Here is an 18,761-nt window from a genome sequence, read left to right as displayed (position 1 = left end):
CGCGGATCGGTTTCATCACCCATCTTTTTCGGGTCGTTCAGATCGATACCGAAGCCCTGCAGGAAGCCCTGGTTACGAGCGACATCGACGGTGATTTGGCTGCTGCTCAGATCCAGCAGGGCAATCTTGGCGTCTGCCGCCTTGTCGCCCAGCTGAGCCTTGGCCCATTCGCCAATCAGTACGCCGGCCTTGAAGTTGTCGGTGGCGAAGGTCGCATCCGCGGCGGTAATCGGTGACAGCGGCGTATCCAGGGCGATAACCAGCAACCCGGCTTCACGGGCACGTTCAACCGCAGGCACGATGGCAGCAGTGTCGCTCGGGGTCAGCAGAATGCCCTTGGCACCGGCGGAGATCAGGTTCTCGATGGCCTGGACCTGGGAATCGTTGTCGCCATCAAATTTGCCGGCAAAGGACATTAGCTTTGCGCCCATGGCCTCAGCTTTCTCTTCAGCACCTTGACGCATTTTTACGAAGAAGGGATTGGTATTGGTTTTGGTGATCAGCCCGATGATGGGGGCTTCAGCTGCGAGGGCCAGGGGAGAGGCGATCGTGATTGCCAGGGCCAGTGCGCTCATTTGCATTTTCATGGTAAATCTCCAGTTGTTTTTTTTTGTGGTGCCGTACTTGGAAGGATCATTAGAATGTTAGTAGAGTGCCCTAACATGAACAGGGTATGCCCAGATACATGATCAAGCCATCCTCTGCTCTGCCAGTACCGTCCGCGCCGTCTCGACGACGCGCTCGACAGTAAAGCCGAAGTGCCGCAACAGTGCCTCGGCTGGCGCCGACTCGCCGAAGCTCGTCATGCCGATCACCGCCCCGTCCAGCCCGATGTAGCGATACCAGCCATCCGGCTGCGCCATCTCGATGGCAACGCGCGCACGTATTCCGGGCGGCAACACCGCATCGCGGTAGCGTTGATCTTCACGCTCAAAGCGCTCGACACAGGGCAGCGAGACCACCCGAACCGCCACGCCCGCGGCACAAAGCACATCAGCGCCGGCCAGTGCCAGGCCCACTTCTGAACCGGTCGCCAGCAGGATAAGATCAGCCGTGCCTTCACAGTCGCGCACCACATAACCGCCGCGGCGGATATCCCCCAGCTGCGTGGCGGTACGCGCCAGCGCCGGCAGGTTCTGGCGCGACAGCACCAGTGCGCTGGGGCCGTCGGTGCGCTCCAGTGCGCTGCACCAGGCCACGGCAGTTTCGGTGTCGTCACACGGACGCCAGGTATCCAGATTGGGTGTCTGGCGCAGGCTCGGTAGCTGCTCAATCGGCTGATGGGTCGGGCCATCTTCGCCCAGCCCAATGGAATCATGGGTGTAGACAAAGACGTTGCGAATGCCCATCAGCGCCGCCATGCGCACGGCATTGCGGGCATATTCGGTAAACATCAGGAAGGTGCCGCCGTACGGAATAAAACCGCCGTGCAGTGCCAGTCCATTCATGATGGCGCTCATGCCAAATTCACGTACGCCATAGTGGATATAGTTTCCCGCCGGGGCCTGCGCCGACACCGCTACCGAACCCGACCACTGGGTCAGGTTGGAGGGCGCAAGATCCGCTGATCCGCCGAGCAGTTCCGGCAGTACCGGCCCCAGCGCGTCGAGCAGCTGCTGCGAGCTCTTGCGACTTGCCTGGGTGCGGGCCGCCTGCTGGGTGCGCGCAACAAGCTCGTCGCTGAATTGATCCCAGTCGGCCGGCAGATCGCTGGCCAGCCGGCGTTCCAGCTCCATGGCCAGTTGCGGATGCTCTGCACGGTAGTGCTCCAAGCGCTGCTGCCAGTCCCGCTCCAGTGCGGCACCGCGCTGCCGTGCATTCCAGTCGGCATACACGGATTCCGGCACCTCGAAGGGGGCGTGGGGCCAGTCCAGCGCCGCGCGAGTGGCGGCAATTTCGTCGGCGCCCAGCGGAGCGCCATGGCACTCGTGACTGCCGGATTTGTTGGGCGCGCCAAAACCGATGGTAGTCTTGCAGCAGATCAGGCTGGGCTGAGTGGAGTTTTGCCGCGCCTCGGTCAGCGCCTGCTGTATCGCCACGGCATCATGGCCATCAACGGCCTCAATCACCTGCCAGCCGTAGGCACGAAAACGTGCCGGCGTATCGTCGCTGAACCAGCCCTCAACCTCGCCATCAATGGAAATACCGTTGTCGTCGTACAGCACTATCAGCTTGCCAAGGGCCAGAGTACCGGCCAGCGAGCAGACCTCGTGCGAGATACCCTCCATCAGGCAGCCATCACCGACAAAGGCATAGGTGCGGTGATCCACTATGGCATGACCCGGCCGGTTAAACTGCGCCGCAAGCGTCTGCTCCGCCAGTGCCATGCCCACCGCATTGGCCAGCCCCTGCCCCAGCGGACCGGTGGTGGTTTCCACACCCGGCGTGTAGCCGTATTCGGGGTGACCGGGCGTGCGTGAATGCAGCTGGCGAAACTGTTTGAGTTCTTCGATCGGCAGGTCGTAGCCACTGAGGTGCAACAGGCTGTACAGCAGCATTGAACCATGACCGTTGGACAGCACGAAGCGGTCGCGATCCGGCCAGCTAGGATTAAGCGGGTTGTGATTAAGATGATCGCGCCACAGCACTTCGGCGATATCCGCCATGCCCATGGGGGCGCCAGGATGGCCGGAGCCGGCCTGCTGCACGGCATCCATGCTCAGTACCCGCAGAGCGTTGGCCAGGGTGCGCCGGCTCAGGCTTGCTTCAGGCATGTTCATGCACGTGCTCCCGAGGAATTTGATCCTGAGCGCTGAATGCTAGCGAGCTGTTCGCGCAGCAATGCTTCAAGTTTCAGCTGATCCGCTTCAAAGCCGCGAATACCCTCGGCGAGTTTTTCGGTGGCCATGGCATCTTCGTTCAACTCCCAGCGGAACTGCGCTTCAGACAATGCAGCCGGTCTGGGTTCACGCTCGCCGCTGTCAGCCAGCACAGTATCCAGCGTGCCTTCAGCTGCAGCCAGCTCTTCGAGCAACCCGGGACTGATGGTCAGACGATCGCAGCCGGCCAGCGCCAGAATCTCGCCGACGTTGCGAAAGCTCGCCCCCATCACCACCGTGGGATATTCCAGTCGGCGGAAATAGCGGTAAATGCGCTGTACCGACTGCACACCGGGCTCATCGACCGGTGCATAGTCCTGTGTGGCGTCAGCCTTGCGGTACCAGTCCAGAATGCGACCCACAAAGGGCGAAATCAAAAAGGCCCCAGCTTCGGCACAGGCACGGGCCTGGGCAAAGTTGAAGATCAGCGTCAGGTTGCACTCGATCCCTTCGCGCTCCAGTTCCTCGGCGGCACGAATACCTTCCCAGGTGGACGCCAGCTTGATCAGGATGCGATCCCGCGTAATGCCAGCCTGCTCATACAGTTCAACCAGGCGGCGGGCCTTGGCCAGGCTCGCCTTCGTATCGAACGACAACCGTGCATTCACTTCGGTGGACACCCTGCCCGGTACGTGCTCCAGGATCATGGCGCCCATGGCCACCACCAGACGGTCGCAGGCTTCATCGACCGCCTCATCCAGCGTGCCTGCATGATCACGCACCTCGTGCAGAATGGCCTGCACCTGGGCATCGTATTTGCCCGACTGTACGGCTTTAAGAATCAGCGATGGATTGGTGGTGGCATCCTGCGGCGCAAATCGGCGGATGGCATCCAGATCACCGGTATCAGCCACCACGGTGCTCTGTTGTTTTAGTTGTTCAAGTAAATTAGCCATGTTAAGCCCTCGTTAGACAATGTCGGGCTGGACAGCGGCGCGGTTATAGTCGGCCAGGCTGTCCAGCAGCGATGAATGAATGTGATCAGCGATAGAGAATTTTTCGGGCGTCGGGTGAGCCGGATCAGGCACGGCGACAACCACCATGCCGGCAGCCTTGGCAGCAATAACGCCATTGACCGAATCCTCCCAGACCCGGCACTGCCAGGGCGCCTCAGCACCCAGGCGCGCGGCAGCCAGTTCGAATACCGCCGGGTGCGGCTTGGAGCGCGGCACTTCGATACCGGAGGCAAATACCGAAACCGGCAGCTTGTGCGCGCGCACCACAGCCTCGATAAAATGCATCGGCGACGAAGAGGCAATCGCCAGAACAACGGACTGCCTGGAAAGCTGTTCCAAGAGTTCACGGGCACCTGGCATCAGTGCCGCTTTGTCAATGGACGCGGCCATTCGCTGCAGCATTGACTCCAGCAGGGTATCAGCCTGCACACCCCGGGCACGATGGCGCTGCTCCATGGTGCGACAGAACTCGACAGTGCTGGTGCCCTGAAAAGCCAGAAGCTCCGTTTCCGGCAGTTCCAGACCGTACAGCTCCAGCAACTGCGCTTTTTGCGCGGCCAGCCAGAGCGGCTCAGAGTCGATCAGCAACCCGTCCATATCAAATATTGCAAACGCCTGCATTGCATCGACCTGCATCAGATTAATCCGCCACCGTAACTGCGAGAGTGGCCCGCACACCTAGCGTTTGCAGGCGTTCGAGCTGCAATCGGAAGGCTTCCTGATTGGAGACAAATCAGCGGTACCGGAAAAAACGTCATATGATCGACCCATTCTTCCTGGGTTTCGGTAATTTATCGGCTTCCCCTGCCTCTTCGGCAAGCAGGAGGTCGGCTGCGCGACTATTTCCGAGCACGAGATGTGCGTTCTTAAGATCGTTCCCGCGTGCCTTTTCCGCAGCCGCCTCTGGAGAAAATCCGAAGCTCAACCAGCGACTGATGAGCCGCTCCTCAAGCGTTCCGATCGACGGCGCCAGGAACACCGTGGCGTCGAAAAGCCCGGCCAATCCGTCCCACGGCGGAGCATCGAGCAGCAGATAGTTACCCTCGACCACGACGATCGCGGTTTCCGCTTTCAAAAGGCCCGCGTCTGCCAGGCAGGCGTCCTGTGTTCGATCGAATAGCGGATAGTGAATGTCGGTACCGCCGTCCCTGACGCGGCGAACCAGTCGCACCAACCCGGCCGCATCGAAGGTCTCTGGTGCCCCCTTCCTCGGTAGCAGTCCTTGTTCGGCAAGATCCTCATTATCAAGATGGAAGCCATCCATCGGAAGGAGCGCCGCTCGGGGCACGCTTCCGGCTTTCAGGTTCAGTTGTTCGACCACGTCTTCGGCGAGCGTTGACTTGCCCGAGCCCGGTGGACCGGCAATGCCGATTAGGACCCGCTTACCGGACCTTGCCGCCCTGGCAATCAGGTCCAGCACAGCTTCGTTCTCAGAGCATACTTGTGCCATCGATCAGACCGCTTGTGCCAGTTGGGGTAGTTCGATACCGAGTTCTTTGGTCTTGGCATTTGTCATTGTTATTCTCCAGTTCGAGTAATGGACTTCTTTAATTTATTAATTCATTTTGAAGTAATTAATCACCAAATACTATGTGCGGCAAGCATCGTTTGTCAATAGACGTGATGACCTCAATGACCCAAAATATTTCCGTCCAGGGTGCAGACAACCATGCGGCCTCAGAAATACTTTGGCATCAAGCAGATGCCTGACCCATTTCCGAGTACAGACACACCTTGTGTGTTGATCACGTTGCCATGCTTCTGATATCTCTGTTTCTCGCGCTATGTAACAGCTTGGGCAAGATGCGCTCGTGCAGGTAGCAGCCCCCTTCAAGCGCCTCCCTGACCGAAGTCACACACCGGAGCAGACTCTCCAACTTGCCCAGGTCCTGCGGTGCCATGTGTCCGCCTTCCGGGCCGGCTTAAGCAGCTGATTTTGGTGGATGTGCCGAATTAAATCTTCAGGAAAAATTTGAGCTGGCTGTCATTGATATGCGGCTTGGACTTGGCCAAGTTGTCGAGCTTGCATCGATGTTTAACATTCCGCGGGGCCGATCAGAGTGGAGTGGATGCGACGGTTAGCCGGGCTCACGGCCTCCGCGTGCACCCGTTTGACAACGATCATGAGCCACATGGATCAGCCTGATCGGGTCAGCCATCCGTTCTCAGACACTGATACAGGGCCTCTCGGCAGAAAACTCACGGGGCAGATGAGCCATCGGCCCGCCCGCATGGGCCCGCTGCCGCCGTATGGCGGCTTGCTCCTCGGCGAGCACCTTCTGGTGACCTCGATAGGCACCTCGTTGCCGCGGGGGGAGAAAATCAACAGCCCATTAAAGACTGTGGCTGGGATTCGAAGGATTCTGTCGCAGGAGCGTGTTCTGATCGATCATGTATTCCGTTGAAATCTGGTAGGCGGCCGCACCGAGCGCCCGGGCGCTGCTGCCGAAGTGACCCGGCTTGATGTCCGGTCGAATCACACCCTGCATGTCTAGCCGGTCAAGCTGTCTTTCCACCTCGCGGACAAGGCGACTCCGGATCGCTGCCGGAAAGGCACCGTCGATTACCACGGCCTGGAAATCGATGACCGCAAGGGTGGATATGATCGCATGGGCCAGGCTTCGAGCCGCCCGGCTAATCCAGGTCTGCACAAGCGGTTCCATCGCGTCCCAATCGCTGTGCTCGGAGTAGATTTTATGCAACGGATCACCGACATGATCGGCTATCATACGCTCGAGGACGACAAGAGAAGCATGATCGACAAGACGGTCGCCTCCGGGCTCGCCTGGCACACGCAGCGGACCAAAACCTCCCGCATTTCCGCGACGTCCGGGAAAGACGCTCCCGTTCAAGACGACGCCTCCACCGATAAAGGTGCCCACGAAGAAATAAACGAAATCCTGTGCGGCATTGGGTGGTCCGAAAACCAGTTCAGCCCGGCAAGCTGCGGTACCGTCGTTTTCCACTCTGATCGGCCAGGGCACAACCTGTTTTAGTTCCGCCACAAGATTGAAACTCCGCCAGGCATCCATCTCGTTCTGCGGAGCGCCAAAATCCGCGGTCCAACTCCACAACTCGAAAGGCATCGCTACATTTATCGCAGCGATGTCGCTCAGCGACTTTCCTGCCGACGTCAGAAGCGGGTTCAACGCCTCCTTCACGAAGTGGAGCATGGCGGCGGGTGTTGGATACGAATGCGACTCGGTTCGTCGCGCGAGAACGTCCCCAACGAAATTCATCACGACAATCTCGAATGTGCGTCGACCGATCTTGAGCCCCACATAATGCCGCGCATCCGGATTCAGCCTCATGGGTACCGAGGGCTGCCCGATACGTCCGCGAATCGCATTACCTCGCAGAAGCAGACCCTCGGCCTCCAGCGCGCGGAAGATGACCGATACCGCATTCGGGGACAATCCCGTTATCCTTGTAGCCTCAGCTTTTGTAAGTTTTCCGTGGTTGCGTACGAGGTGCAGGATCAAGCGTTCGTTGACCCCTCTCACGGTCGTCAGATTTGAACCCTTCAGCGGATGAGCGCACTGGAACTCTTCTTCATAATTGCCATCCATCTTCTTCATTCTGAACCCTGGAATCATAGAATACCCGCAGCACTCTGGACCACGGGGCAGAGGCACGGGGACCAGCGCCGCCGCCCCCCGACCTTACCGACAAAAGTGACGCAGCGCATGGGACACTGACAGCTGAGCCGGATCCAACGATACCAGATTGATGCCGGCAGTGGTTCCCCTTTTCCTCTTTCCCTGCTTTCCACACTGTCCCACATCAACTCTTCACTGCCTTTACCCACCCGCTACGCCTGACTTACTTATACTGATACCCATCGGACCAGGAAATGATCGATGGCCAAGAAAAAAAGCCTGTTGCTGCTGCCTCTGCTGGGCGCGCTGATTGCCGGCGGCATTTACTGGCACCAGCTCGAAGATCCGGTGCCGGTGACGCTCATCGAGGTCGAAACAGGCCCCGTGGAGCTGATCGCCGCCAACAGCCGCGCCGGCACCATTCGCGCCTGCCGGCGTTCCCGGCTGTCCATGCTGCAGGGCGGACGGGTCGAGACCCTGCTGGTCAAGGAAGGCGATCAGGTCAAGCAGGGGCAGCTCCTGCTGGAACTCTGGCACGGCGACATCGACGCCCGCATCGAGCAGGCAGAGGCCACCCTGCGAGCCCGGCAAATCGATCAGCAACGTACCTGCGACAGCGCGGCACTGGCACTGCGGGAATACCGGCGCACCCAGTCACTGGCCAAACGCGATCTGGCGTCAGCCGAGCTGCTTGACCAGCGCGAGACTGAATCCCGCCTGGGCAAGCTCAGCTGCGATCATGCCAGCGCCATCACCGACCAGGCCAGGGCCGCCCTGCACCTGCAGCAAGTCATGCTGACTGAAGCGCAGCTGCGCGCGCCCTTCGCTGGCACCGTTGCCGAAATTAACGGTGAACCCGGGGAGTTTGTGACACCGTCCCCACCCGGGATTCCCACCCCGCCGGCCGTCGACCTGATTGATGACAGCTGCCTCTATGTACGCGCCCCCATCGACGAGGTCGACGCCGCCCGGCTGGCCATCGGCCAATCCGCGCGCATCACCCTGGACGCCTTTCGCAACCGGGTATTCCCGGGGCAGGTGAGCCGTATCGCCTCCTTCGTGACCGAGGTTGAAAAACAGGCCCGCACCGTCGATATCGATGTCCTGTTCACCCCCATACCGGAAGACGCCACCCTGCTGGTTGGCTACAGCGCCGATGTGGAGGTCGTTCTGGATCAGCGCGAACAGGTCACCCGCATCCCCACCGAAACCCTGCTCGAGGGCAACCGTGTACTGCGCTACGACGCCGACAGCCAGACGCTGCAAGCGCAAACGGTCAGCCAGGGCCTGAGCAACTGGAGCTGGACCGAGGTCCGCCAGGGGCTGACACCCGGGCAGCGCATACTGCTATCGCTCGACCGTGAGGGCGCTCGCGATGGCGCCAGGGTAAGGCCCGAATGATTCGGCTGCAGGCGCTGTGCAAGGCCTACGCCCTGGGTGATGAGACCGTCACCGCGCTGGATGAGGTCAGCCTGGATATCGGCGCCGGCGAGTACCTGTCAGTCATGGGTCCCTCGGGCTCCGGCAAGTCGACCCTGCTCAACATGATCGGTCTGCTCGATACGCCCGACACTGGCCGGTATCAGCTTTGCGGCCATGACATGACGATTCTCAATGAAGAAGGCCGTGCCGCCGAGCGCAACAGACGCATCGGCTTTGTATTCCAGGCGTATCACCTGATTGACCGCCTCAGTGCGCGCGAAAACATCGAACTGCCGCTCGTGCTGGCCGGCATGGCACCGGCCGAACGCCGGCCGCTGGTCGACGAGGTGATCGAGCGTCTTGGCCTCCTGGATCGTGCCGGTCATCTGCCGCGCCAACTGTCGGGTGGCCAGCGCCAGCGCGTCGCCATCGCCAGGGCGGTCATCCGCAAGCCCGCCCTGCTGCTGGCCGACGAGCCCACCGGCAACCTGGACAGCCACTCCGGTGCCGAGGTCATCAAGCTGCTGGAAGAACTCAATAGCCAGGGGATTACCCTGCTCGTCGTAACCCACGACCCCGCCATTGGCCAGCGTGCCGGTCGACGGCTGCGCATGGAGGATGGCCGTGTTACCGAGGACAGCGGCGCCGTTAACACGCCGCGAGAAACCGGCTATGCGCGCCGCTGATCTGCTGCAGTTCAACCTGCGCCTGCTGTTGCGCCAGCGCTTTCGTACGCTGATGAGCCTGCTGGCCATGGCCGTGGGGGTCGCCGCAGTGCTGCTGCTCACCGGGCTGGGGGAAGGCGCGCGACAGTTTGTACTGAACGAATTTTCACTGCTGGGCAATGATGTCCTGATCATGCTGCCCGGGCGCAAGGAGACCACCGGCGGCATTCCGCCGCTGACCGGCGAAGGTACGCGGGATATCACGCTGGACGATGTGCAGGCACTGGGACAACTGCCCAGCGTCCGCCGGATCGCCCCGCTGATCGTGGGCAATGCCCAGACCCATGTTGGCGGGCGCAGCCGCGAGCTGCTGACGCTCGGCACCAGCGCGCTCTTTTTCGACTTGCGGGATTTGGGCGTTCGCCAGGGTCGAATGCTGCCTGATATTCCGCTCGACCGGGCAGCATCGGTCTGCGTGCTCGGCGCCGGCGCCCGACAGGAGCTGTTCGCACAGCAGCCCGCGCTCGGACAATGGCTGCGCATCGGTGACCGGCGCTTTCGCGTCATCGGCATTCTGGATGACCGCGGCGAATCCCTGGGAATGGACATGCGCAACACCATCCTGATCCCGGTTGCCAGCGCCCAGCAGATATTCAATACCCGCGGCATGTTCCGGGTCTTTGTGCAGCACCAGCCCGGCAGCTCTCTGGAGCGGGCACGCCAGGACATTCTGGCACTGATGCAGGAACGCCACGGCGGCGAAAAGGATGTCACCCTGATCACCCAGGATGCTCTGCTCGGCGCCTTTGACGATGTCCTGCGGCTGCTGACGCTGGGCGTGGCGGCCATTGCAGCAATCAGCCTGCTGGTGGCCGGCATTCTGATCATGAACATCACCCTGATCAGCGTCAGCCAGCGCACTCGGGAAATCGGACTGCTGAAGGCACTCGGTGCCAGTGCGAACACCGTACGGATACTGTTCATCAGCGAGGCGCTGCAGCTGGCGCTGCTGGGGTCCCTGCTTGGCGCGATCACGGGATACAGCCTGCTGGCGCTCGGCCACTGGTTTTTCCCGCTGCTGCCGTTCGTCGTGTCGTCCTGGGCACTGGGTGCCGCCTGGGCGATCGCGATCCTGACCGCAACACTGTTCGCCTGGCTGCCGGCCTCGCGCGCCGCCGCCATGGCGCCAGTGCTCGCATTGCACGGGCAGGCCCGCTGATGCGGCTGCTTGACAGCACAAGACTGGTCAGCCGGGCGCTGCTGACGGCACGGCTGCGCAGTTTTTTAACCATTCTGGGCATTGCGGTGGGCATCGCCGCGGTCAGCCTGCTCACCACCATCGGTGCCGGGCTGCAGCTCTATGTGCTGGAAAACTTCTCCCAGTTCGGCAGCCGCATCATCGCCGTGAACCCGGGCAAGACCCAGACCTCGGGCATCGGCGCGCTGCTCTCCAGCACCCGGCCACTGTCGGTAGAGGATGCACAAAGCCTGCGCCCGCTGCCCTTCGTGGAGCTTGTGGTACCGGTGGTACAGGGCAGCGGCGCGATTGAATTCGGCCGCCGCGTACGCCATACCGATATCATCGGCGGCAATGGCGAGATGGCCGCCGCCTGGCGCTTTGAAGTTGCCCAGGGACGATTTCTGCCGGTAATCAGCGGCAACTCCCAGCCTTTCGCGGTGCTGGGGTCCAAGGTCAAACAGGAGCTGTTCGGCGAGGCCAGTGCGCTGGGACGCTTCATCCGCGTGGGCGGCGAACGCTACCGGGTGATCGGCGTGATGGCTGCCAAGGGCCAGATGCTGGGATTCGACCTCGACGACATTGTCTATATTCCGATCGACCGCGCGCTGGCGTTGTTCAACCGCAGCGGGCTGATGGAAATCGATATTACCTACCGCGCCGGCACCAGCGCCCAGCAGATGGCCGAGCGTATCCGCCAGCGCCTGATTCAGCGCCACACAGTGGAAGATTTCACCATTACCACCCAGGACGAAATGCTCTCCAGCCTCGATCGCATTCTGGGCCTGCTGACGGTCGCCATCGGGGCGCTGGGCGGTATATCGCTGCTGGTCGGCGCCATCGGCATCGTCACCATCATGGTCACCACGGTACAGGAACGCACCGCCGAGATCGGCCTGCTGCGCGCACTCGGTGCCACGAGGCGGCAGATTCTGCTGCTGTTTCTGGGTGAAGCGCTGCTGCTGGCCATCGCCGGCGGCCTGTTCGGGCTGCTGCTGATGAGCGTGCTGCTCGGCGTACTCGCCATTGCCGTTCCATCCCTTCCCATCAGCCTGAGCCCTTTCTATTTGCTGCTGGCACTGGCGCTCGCCGCCCTGGTCGGACTCCTGGCCGGTGTATCCCCTGCCTGGCGCGCCGCCAGCCTGAACCCGGTCGACGCCCTGCAACAGGAGTAAGGTGGCGTGAATTGCGGCCTCCTTGCCCTGCCTGCACAGCGGATCACCGTTACGCCCTACCTTGATGAAAGTCCAGCGGGTATAATCGGCCGATTCTTTCAGATGCCAGCGAGCCTGGTCCGGTTGCGAACCGGATACAGCGACTCCCAAGAATTCCAGAGACGCCAATCGTAATGGACAAGACTTACCAGCCGCACGAAATCGAAAAATCCTGGTACAAGACCTGGGAAGAGCGCAATTACTTCGCGCCATCCGGCGAAGGCGATGCCTACAGCATCATGATTCCGCCGCCCAACGTCACCGGCAGCCTGCACATGGGCCATGCCTTCCAGCACACCATCATGGATGCGCTGATCCGCTACCGCCGCATGCAGGGCCGCAACACCCTGTGGCAGGTCGGCACCGATCACGCCGGTATCGCCACCCAGATGCTGGTCGAGCGCAAGCTGGAAGCCGAGACCGGTGAAAGCCGTTACGACCTTGGCCGCGAACCCTTCATCGAAAAAGTGTGGGAATGGAAAGAGCAGTCCGGTGGCACCATCACCGAACAGATGCGTCGCCTGGGCAACTCGGTCGACTGGCCGACCGAGCGCTTCACCATGGATTCCGGTTTCTATCACGCCGTACAGGAAGTCTTTATCCGCCTGTACGACGACGAACTGATCTACCGTGGCAAGCGCCTGGTGAACTGGGATCCCAAACTGCACACCGCCATCTCCGACCTTGAAGTCGAGAACCGCGAAATCAAGGGCAAGATGTGGTACCTGCGCTACCCGCTGGCCGATGGCGCCACCACCCTGGATGGCAAGAACTACATCGTGGTGGGTACCACCCGTCCTGAAACCATGCTCGGCGACAGCGGCGTGGCGGTCAACCCGGAAGACGAGCGTTACCAGGCACTGATCGGCAAGTTTGTTGAGCTGCCGCTGGTCGGCCGTCGCATCCCCATCGTCGCCGACGAATACGCCAACATGGAAAAGGGCACCGGCTGCGTAAAAATCACCCCGGCCCACGACTTCAACGATAACGAAGTCGGCAAGCGCCAGCAGCTGCCGCTGATCAACATCCTGACCCTGAACGCCGATATCCGCGACCAGGCCCAGGTGTTCAACAGCGATGGCAGCGTCAACCACGACATCGACCCGACCCTGCCCGAGAAGTACCGCGGCATGGAGCGCTTTGCCGCGCGCAAGCAGATTGTCGCCGACTTCGAAGAACTGGGCCTGCTGGAAAAAATCGAAGAAAACGCCATGACCGTGCCCTACGGCGACCGTGGCGGCGTGGTTATCGAACCCATGCTCACCGACCAGTGGTTCTGCGATGCCAAGACCCTGGCCAAGCCTGCCATTGAAGCGGTCGAGAATGGCGACATCAAGTTCGTGCCCAAGCAGTACGAAAACATGTACTTCTCCTGGATGCGCGACATTCAGGACTGGTGCATCTCGCGCCAGCTGTGGTGGGGTCACCGGATTCCGGCCTGGTACGACAATGCCGGCAACGTCTATGTAGCTGCCTCCGCCGCCGCTGCACGGGAAAAATACAACCTGGACCTGGAACTCGAGCTGCGTCAGGACGACGACGTACTGGACACCTGGTTCAGCTCCGCGCTCTGGACCTTTGGCACCCTGGGCTGGCCCGAAGCCACCGAGCGCCTGAAAACCTTCCACCCCACCGACACCCTGGTGACGGGTTTTGACATCATCTTCTTCTGGGTGGCGCGCATGATCATGATGACCATGCACCTCATCAAGGATGAAGACGGCAAACCCCAGGTGCCGTTCAAGACCGTTTATGTCACCGGCCTGATCCGCGACGAGAGCGGCGACAAGATGTCCAAGTCCAAGGGCAACGTGCTCGACCCGCTGGACATGATCGACGGCATCGGCCTGCCCGAGCTGCTGGAAAAACGCTGCGGCAACATGATGCAGCCCCAGCAGGCCGAGAAAATCGGCAAGCGCACCGAAAAGCAGTTCCCGGAAGGTATCGCCGCCCACGGCACCGACGCCCTGCGCTTCACCCTGGCGGCCCTGGCTTCCACCGGGCGCGACATCAACTGGGACATGAAGCGCCTCGAAGGCTACCGCAACTTCTGCAACAAGATCTGGAACGCCGCACGCTACGTGCTGATGAACACCGAAGATCAGGATTGCGGTCAGAGCGGCAACCCGGTGGAGCTGTCCCTGGCTGACCGCTGGATCATCAGCTCACTGCAGCGTACCGAAGCCACTGTCACCAGGCAGCTCGACGATTACCGGTTCGACCTGGCCGCCCAGACGATCTACGACTTCATCTGGAACCAGTACTGCGACTGGTACCTGGAGCTGTCCAAGCCCGTACTCTGGGATGAAAACGCATCGCCTGAAGCGCTGCGCGGCACGCGTCGCACCCTAGTGCGCGTACTCGAAGCCGTACTGCGCCTGGCACACCCGCTGATGCCTTATATCACCGAGGAAATCTGGCAGTCCATCAAATCCCTGGCGGGTACCGAGGGCGACACCATCATGCTGCAGCCCTACCCCATGGCCGAAGACGGCAAGATCGACACCCAGGCCGAAGCCGATATTGAATGGCTGCAGGGCGTGATCACCGGCATTCGCAACATCCGTGGCGAAATGAAGATTCCGCCGTCCAAAGACCTGGACGTGCTCTTCGCCGGTGGCAGCAGCGACGACAAGCGCCGCCTGAATGACAACGCCACCTTCCTCAAGAAGCTGGCCAAGCTCAGCTCGGTCACCTGGCTTAACCCTGGCGACGACGTGCCCATGGCTGCCACCGCGCTGGTCGGCGAGATGGAAGTGCTGGTGCCCATGGCCGGTCTGATCGACAAGGAGGCGGAACTGGCCCGCCTGCAGAAGGAACTCGACCGCCTGCAGGGCGAGATCAAGCGGGTTGAAGGCAAGCTGTCCAACGCCAAGTTTGTCGCCAACGCGCCGGACGAAGTCGTGGCCAAGGAGCGGGAGAAAATCACCGAATCCCAGTCCGCCTTTGACAAGCTGACCGAACAGTACGCCAAGATCGAAGCGCTGTAAGCAGCAGGCGATAAGCCACAAGCTGCAAGTAAAAAGCCCGCGCTCCGAAAGGAGCGCGGGCTTTTTCGTGTGTGGGAGCCCGCTCTGCGGGCGAATGGGCCTTCATGGCCCCACCCCCGGTTCGCCCGCAGAGCGGGCTCCCACAGGGCTTTTTACCAGCCCCGTTTTATCCTTTGACCCCAAAACCGAAATTCTCGGTGACGTAATCAATATCCTTGTCACCGCGGCCGGAAAGGTTGATCAAGATGGTCTGGCCCGGATTCTCGCGGCCGTGCTGCATTGCCCAGGCAACGGCGTGGGCGCTTTCCAGCGCCGGGATAATGCCTTCCAGGCGCGACAACTTGTAGAAGGCGGCCAGCGTTTCATCATCGCTGACGGCATGGTAGTTCACCTTGCCCTCTGTCTTGAGGAACGAATGCTCGGGTCCGACGCCCGGATAATCCAGACCCGAAGCGATGGAGTGCACCGGCGCCGGGTTGCCCTCGTCGTCCGTCAGCAGCAGGCATTTGAACCCGTGGATCATGCCCGGCTTGCCAAACGTCATGGTGGCCGAGTGCTCGCCCAGCTTGGTGCCCTTGCCCAGCGGCTCAACGCCGTTCAGACACACGCCTTCATCATCGATAAAGGCACTGAACAATCCCATGGCGTTCGACCCCCCGCCGATGCAGGCGCCGATCTGGTCAGGCAGCTCGCCAACCATTTCCAGGAACTGCTCCTTTGCCTCGAACCCAACCACCGACTGGAAATCGCGCACCATCAGCGGAAAGGGGTGCGGGCCCACCACCGAGCCAATGGCGAACAGCGCGGTATCCGCCTGGCCAAGGTAGGACTGGAACGCCGAGTCCACCGCCTCCTTCAGACTGCGACCGCCAAACCCGACCGGCACCACCTCGGCACCGAGCAGCTTCATGCGGGTGACATTGGGCGATTCCTTGGCGATATCGATCTCGCCCATGTGGATCTCGCACTCCATGCCAAAGTAGGCAGCGGCTGTCGCCAGGGCCACGCCGTGCTGACCGGCGCCGGTTTCGGCAATCAGCTTGGCCTTGCCCATGTGCTTGGCCAGCAGTGCCTCGGCCATGCAGTGGTTCAGCTTGTGCGCGCCGGAGTGGTTCAGGTCCTCGCGTTTGAGGTAGATATGGGCACCCACCTCGCGACTCAGGTTATGGGCGTAGTAAACCGGCGTCGGACGGCCCTGGTAGTGCTTGCGGATGTAACGCAGTTCGTTGAGGAAATCGGCGGACCGGCCGAGGGTCAGGTAGGCCTTGTTGATCTCGGCGAACTGTGACTCCAGCTCAGGCGGCAGGAAAGCGCCACCGAACTCGCCAAAGTAACCTTCTTTATTGGGGTAATTCTTGAGGTAACCCATGCGCAAGATCCTTTTATGCGGAAAAGTAGTCCGTCACAATAAAATCAAACACCTGGGGTTACAAGCCGGGACGCCGGTGCTTGCAAAAGGTCTCAGGCCCGCTGCACCCGGGCCCATGCCGGTGGACGATGATAGCGTCCCACCACCGAGTTCATGCACAAAAAGGCCAGCAGTGAATAGAGTACCTGCGGTGTCTCAAAAACACTGAATGCCAGCAGCACGATCAGAATATCCGCAGCCAGCGTCGTCTTGCCGGGATGGATGCGCAAGCTCCGTTCCAGATAGATCGCCAGGGTGCTGAGGCCGCCGAGGGACGACTGGTGACGGAACAGAATAATCTGGCCAAAACCGATCAGTATGCCGCCCAGTACCGCGGCAAACGCAGGTTCGGCAATGTCGAGCGCAAGATAGCGGCACATCAGCTCCGACAACAGTGACAGCAGGCTGACACTGACAAAGGTACGCAACATGAACTCCCGTCCCATATAGCGAAGGGACAAGATATAGAAAGGCAGATTGAGCATAAAGAACAGCTGCCCGAAGCTCAGGTCCGTCAGCCGCTGCAGGATCAGGCTCAGCCCCGCGGTGCCGCTGATCAGAAGATCGGACGCGTTAAGCAGATGGATGCCCAGCGCAATAAGCAGACAGCCTTCCAGAATGGACAGCCAGCGATGTGTAGTCACCATAGATTCAACTCCCCCGCTTGTGGCGGCTCGAACCGAAACAATCAGCAATGGCGGATCTTGTGGATCCCAGGACCGTCGAGGCTTACACGGGTAAGCGTCAGCCTTCGGCAGGCGCGCAGCCGGGTTTGAACGGGTCTGCTCGCCAGAAGCAACATGCATGAACTACGCCAGCCAAAACGCGGTAGCGGACGGCCATTAGCAGGGCATCGTGCTCCAGATTGCGCAGGGATCACAGAAAAACGCACCGAGGTGGGGCTCTTTACAACGTATTCGCAGGTATCGCCTCAAGTGCAAAAAGCCCGCAGTCTTGGCAGGCTGCGGGCTTTGAGCCGATCAGTAAGGGGTTGGCTACCAGACAGCGTCAGGCCCTGACCAGACACCCAATTTGATAGATTTCACAATCAGACGAGAACAATCAGACCAGAACAACCTGGGAACGCATGCTGTACAAGGCGAAGAGCACTTCCTCCTGCTCCCGCTGACCCACATTATTTTTTTCCAGCGCTGCCAGCGCATCATCCAGCACCGCCATGAACTCAGCCGCCGATATGTTCATTCCCTTGTGGACCGACAGCATATCCTTGCCTTTGTAGACATCAGGCCCGCCTGTGCCCGCGATAAGAAATGTCGCCGCTGCGTTTTTAATTTTAGGTACATCAGAATCGGCAAAACGGGTTGAAATAGCCTTGTTATTCAAGTGATTATCGACAAGATCATGGGCAATTCTGGTCGCGCCTTCAATGCCGCCCAACCTGTCGAATAGTAGATCGCTCATAGTGCTGCTCCATTTTTCCGGGATGCCAGTGCTATATTGCTGACGTCATTAAAACCTAGCACCGGCCATAATTAATGAGAACTACAGAAACTGTAGCGGACATTAAGCGCCCTCAGCGAACGTGAAAAAGTGGAGCAACAAGCATGAAAACCTATGGCCAGTTTTGTCCGCTCGCGCAGGCAACCCAGCTGCTGTGTGAACGCTGGACCTTGCTGATTGCCCGTGAATTGCTTGCCGGCAGTTCGCGTTTCAGTGAGCTGCAAAAGGGTGTTCCGTTGATGTCACCCACATTGCTGTCGGCACGCCTGAAAAGCATGCTGAAAGCCGGAATCATAAAGATGGATGGTCAAAAGGGTGAGCATGGTTACAGCCTTACTCCGGCTGGGCTGGAATTGCGCCCCATCGTCGAACTGCTTGGCGCCTGGGGACATCGCTGGAGTCGCTCCCATCTGGAGACCGGGGATCTGGATGCAGGCCTGCTGATGTGGGATATGCGCCGCACCGTAGATTCGGCGGTTTTTCCGAAACAAAAAGTTGTCATCGAGTTTGAATACAACGATGCACCTGAAGGCGCTCGCCATTGGTGGCTGGTGTGCGAAAACAATGAAATTGACCTCTGCCTGACCGATAATGGCTATGACGTTGATTGCCTGATCAAGTGCTCGCTGAAAACCATGACGGCCGTCTGGATTTGCGAATACAGCTTTAATGAGGCCGTCAAAAAAGGTGATATCAAGGTCCTGGGCAATCCGGATATTGCCCGCAAACTCCAGGACTGGCTGCGGTCCAGTGGGCTAGCCAGGCTCGGTTCGATGAATGCCCTGCCGGAAATAAACTGGAACTAATATTATTAACCTGGCGTGCAAATAGGTTAATTCATACATCTATTCGGGGACCCTGTTCCTATCATTGTGCCGCCAACGGTTGGATATACCGCCCGCCTGTGGGAGCCCAGTCCTCTGGGCGAATTGGGGAACCTGCCCAGCCTGATTCGCCCGCAGAGCGGGCTCCCACAGTTTGTCGATATCA

General features: G+C 60.2%; 15 protein-coding genes. 6 read left to right on the top strand and 9 right to left on the bottom strand.

The window, feature by feature from the left end; genetic code table 11:
* The 6 genes from F451_RS0120155 to F451_RS0120125 form a co-directional block, all read right to left on the bottom strand.
* Positions 1-587 (bottom strand): substrate-binding domain-containing protein (locus F451_RS0120155; protein ID WP_020683228.1); only part of this gene is annotated, 587 nt, incomplete at its 3' end.
* A gap of 102 nt (positions 588-689) precedes the next feature.
* Positions 690-2,720: a transketolase gene (gene tkt / locus F451_RS0120150; RefSeq protein WP_020683227.1), complete on the bottom strand. Its 2,031-nt coding sequence runs from the start codon at positions 2,718-2,720 to the stop codon at positions 690-692.
* Positions 2,717-3,715, bottom strand: coding sequence for a transaldolase (gene tal / locus F451_RS0120145; protein ID WP_026291924.1), 999 nt, complete (start codon positions 3,713-3,715; stop codon positions 2,717-2,719). The genes tkt and tal overlap by 4 nt, the downstream gene beginning before the upstream one ends.
* Before the next feature lie 12 nt (positions 3,716-3,727).
* Positions 3,728-4,411: an HAD family hydrolase gene (locus F451_RS0120140; protein WP_020683225.1), complete on the bottom strand. Its 684-nt coding sequence runs from the start codon at positions 4,409-4,411 to the stop codon at positions 3,728-3,730.
* Between the two features lie 118 nt (positions 4,412-4,529).
* Positions 4,530-5,195, bottom strand: a complete 666-nt coding sequence (locus F451_RS0120135) for a nucleoside/nucleotide kinase family protein (protein WP_205624042.1) — start codon at positions 5,193-5,195, stop codon at positions 4,530-4,532.
* A gap of 913 nt (positions 5,196-6,108) precedes the next feature.
* A complete protein-coding gene (locus tag F451_RS0120125) occupies positions 6,109-7,353 on the bottom strand; it encodes an ROK family transcriptional regulator (RefSeq protein ID WP_020683222.1) in 1,245 nt (414 codons plus the stop codon).
* A gap of 282 nt (positions 7,354-7,635) precedes the next feature.
* Here F451_RS0120125 and F451_RS0120120 point away from each other — a divergent pair, with 282 nt between their 5' ends.
* The 5 genes from F451_RS0120120 to F451_RS0120100 all read left to right on the top strand — a co-directional run bounded on the left by F451_RS0120120 (position 7,636) and on the right by F451_RS0120100 (position 14,902).
* Positions 7,636-8,775 (top strand): efflux RND transporter periplasmic adaptor subunit, encoded by a 1,140-nt coding sequence (locus F451_RS0120120; protein WP_020683221.1) that lies wholly within the window; start codon positions 7,636-7,638, stop codon positions 8,773-8,775.
* The gene (locus F451_RS0120115) at positions 8,772-9,482 is read left to right on the top strand and encodes an ABC transporter ATP-binding protein (protein ID WP_020683220.1); all 711 of its coding nucleotides are present in this window, start codon (positions 8,772-8,774) and stop codon (positions 9,480-9,482) included. Before F451_RS0120120 ends, F451_RS0120115 begins: the two co-directional genes overlap by 4 nt.
* A complete protein-coding gene (locus tag F451_RS0120110; protein ID WP_020683219.1) occupies positions 9,469-10,680 on the top strand; it encodes an ABC transporter permease in 1,212 nt (403 codons plus the stop codon). The genes F451_RS0120115 and F451_RS0120110 overlap by 14 nt, the downstream gene beginning before the upstream one ends.
* Positions 10,680-11,873 (top strand): ABC transporter permease, encoded by a 1,194-nt coding sequence (locus tag F451_RS0120105; protein WP_020683218.1) that lies wholly within the window; start codon positions 10,680-10,682, stop codon positions 11,871-11,873. The genes F451_RS0120110 and F451_RS0120105 overlap by 1 nt, the downstream gene beginning before the upstream one ends.
* Before the next feature lie 173 nt (positions 11,874-12,046).
* A complete protein-coding gene (locus F451_RS0120100) occupies positions 12,047-14,902 on the top strand; it encodes a valine--tRNA ligase (protein WP_020683217.1) in 2,856 nt (951 codons plus the stop codon).
* 166 nt (positions 14,903-15,068) lie between these two features.
* Here the strand turns inward: F451_RS0120100 and trpB are convergent, their stop codons facing one another.
* The 3 genes from trpB to F451_RS0120085 form a co-directional block, all read right to left on the bottom strand.
* Entirely contained in the window at positions 15,069-16,271 is a 1,203-nt protein-coding gene (gene trpB, locus F451_RS0120095; protein WP_020683216.1) for a tryptophan synthase subunit beta, read from the bottom strand.
* 92 nt (positions 16,272-16,363) lie between these two features.
* Complete coding sequence (locus tag F451_RS0120090) at positions 16,364-16,957, bottom strand: YitT family protein (protein WP_020683215.1); 594 nt, start codon at positions 16,955-16,957, stop codon at positions 16,364-16,366.
* Between the two features lie 415 nt (positions 16,958-17,372).
* Positions 17,373-17,732: a group I truncated hemoglobin gene (locus tag F451_RS0120085; RefSeq protein ID WP_020683214.1), complete on the bottom strand. Its 360-nt coding sequence runs from the start codon at positions 17,730-17,732 to the stop codon at positions 17,373-17,375.
* 143 nt (positions 17,733-17,875) lie between these two features.
* On the opposite strand from F451_RS0120085, the gene F451_RS0120080 reads away from it, so the two are divergent.
* Positions 17,876-18,577: a winged helix-turn-helix transcriptional regulator gene (locus F451_RS0120080; protein ID WP_020683213.1), complete on the top strand. Its 702-nt coding sequence runs from the start codon at positions 17,876-17,878 to the stop codon at positions 18,575-18,577.
* Positions 18,578-18,761: the final 184 nt, after the last annotated feature.

The sequence above is a fragment of the Marinobacterium rhizophilum DSM 18822 genome (genome assembly GCF_000378045.1).
Lineage (GTDB): Bacteria > Pseudomonadota > Gammaproteobacteria > Pseudomonadales > Balneatricaceae > Marinobacterium_A > Marinobacterium_A rhizophilum.
This window is presented reverse-complemented; position numbering and strand designations above follow the sequence as displayed.

Coding starts and splice junctions, on each gene's coding strand:
- tal (WP_026291924.1), bottom strand. CDS start 3,715: ATGGCTAATTTACTTGAACAACTAAAACAACAGAGCACCGTGGTGGCT.
- F451_RS0120115 (WP_020683220.1), top strand. CDS start 8,772: ATGATTCGGCTGCAGGCGCTGTGCAAGGCCTACGCCCTGGGTGATGAG.
- F451_RS0120100 (WP_020683217.1), top strand. CDS start 12,047: ATGGACAAGACTTACCAGCCGCACGAAATCGAAAAATCCTGGTACAAG.
- F451_RS0120090 (WP_020683215.1), bottom strand. CDS start 16,957: ATGGTGACTACACATCGCTGGCTGTCCATTCTGGAAGGCTGTCTGCTT.
- F451_RS0120110 (WP_020683219.1), top strand. CDS start 9,469: ATGCGCGCCGCTGATCTGCTGCAGTTCAACCTGCGCCTGCTGTTGCGC.
- F451_RS0120080 (WP_020683213.1), top strand. CDS start 17,876: ATGAAAACCTATGGCCAGTTTTGTCCGCTCGCGCAGGCAACCCAGCTG.
- F451_RS0120140 (WP_020683225.1), bottom strand. CDS start 4,411: ATGCAGGTCGATGCAATGCAGGCGTTTGCAATATTTGATATGGACGGG.
- F451_RS0120125 (WP_020683222.1), bottom strand. CDS start 7,353: ATGAAGAAGATGGATGGCAATTATGAAGAAGAGTTCCAGTGCGCTCAT.
- F451_RS0120120 (WP_020683221.1), top strand. CDS start 7,636: ATGGCCAAGAAAAAAAGCCTGTTGCTGCTGCCTCTGCTGGGCGCGCTG.
- F451_RS0120105 (WP_020683218.1), top strand. CDS start 10,680: ATGCGGCTGCTTGACAGCACAAGACTGGTCAGCCGGGCGCTGCTGACG.
- trpB (WP_020683216.1), bottom strand. CDS start 16,271: ATGGGTTACCTCAAGAATTACCCCAATAAAGAAGGTTACTTTGGCGAG.
- tkt (WP_020683227.1), bottom strand. CDS start 2,720: ATGAACATGCCTGAAGCAAGCCTGAGCCGGCGCACCCTGGCCAACGCT.
- F451_RS0120085 (WP_020683214.1), bottom strand. CDS start 17,732: ATGAGCGATCTACTATTCGACAGGTTGGGCGGCATTGAAGGCGCGACC.